Below are 1,015 nucleotides of genomic sequence, written 5' to 3'. Positions count from 1 at the left end.
TGTTTTTTGTTGGTGGGTTAGTACCAGTCACCTCGAACACATTACTGTGCGTCCAGTTCTGGCCTATCAACCCCATCATCTCTGGGGTACCTCAAAAGAAACCTGGTCTTGAAAGGGGCTTCCCGCTTAGATGCTTTCAGCGGTTATCCTGTCCGTACGTAGCTAACCAGCCGTGCTCCTGGTGGAACAACTGGCACACTAGAGGTACGTCCGTCCCGGTCCTCTCGTACTAAGGACAGCTTTTCTCAAGTTTCAACGCGCGCGGCGGATAGAGACCGAACTGTCTCACGACGTTCTAAACCCAGCTCGCGTGCCGCTTTAATGGGCGAACAGCCCAACCCTTGGGACCTACTCCAGCCCCAGGATGCGACGAGCCGACATCGAGGTGCCAAACCATCCCGTCGATATGGACTCTTGGGGAAGATCAGCCTGTTATCCCCGGGGTACCTTTTATCCGTTGAGCGACACCCAATCCACGATGAGGTGCCGGATCACTAGTCCCTACTTTCGTATCTGCTTGACATGTCTGTCTCACAGTTAAGCTCCCTTGTGCACTTACACTCAACACCTGATTGCCAACCAGGCTGAGGGAACCTTTGGGCGCCTCCGTTACTCTTTGGGAGGCAACCGCCCCAGTTAAACTACCCACCAGGCACTGTCCCCAACCCAGATCATGGGCCAAGGTTGAGATATCCGAATCGGTCAGAGTGGTATTTCACCGTGCGACTCCACACCAACTAGCGTTAATGCTTCCACGTCTCCCACCTATGCTACACAAACCGACCCGAACACCAATACCAAGTTGTAGTGAAGGTCCCGGGGTCTTTTCGTCCTGCCGCGCGTAACGAGCATCTTTACTCGTACTGCAATTTCACCGGGCCTGTAGTTGAGACAGCAGGGAAGTCGTTACGCCATTCGTGCAGGTCGGAACTTACCCGACAAGGAATTTCGCTACCTTAGGATGGTTATAGTTACCACCGCCGTTTACTGGGGCTTAAATTCTCCGCTTCGACCC

At 53.7% G+C, this 1,015-nt stretch carries 1 rRNA gene; it reads right to left on the bottom strand.

The window, feature by feature from the left end:
• Positions 1-1,015, bottom strand: a 23S ribosomal RNA gene (locus tag KRX12_RS10845); the annotation flags it as partial.

The sequence above is a fragment of the Corynebacterium sp. TAE3-ERU2 genome (assembly GCF_019209955.1).
GTDB classification, from domain to species: domain Bacteria; phylum Actinomycetota; class Actinomycetes; order Mycobacteriales; family Mycobacteriaceae; genus Corynebacterium; species Corynebacterium megadyptis.
Note: the sequence above shows the minus strand (reverse complement) of the source record. Positions and strands in the feature narration are given on the sequence as shown.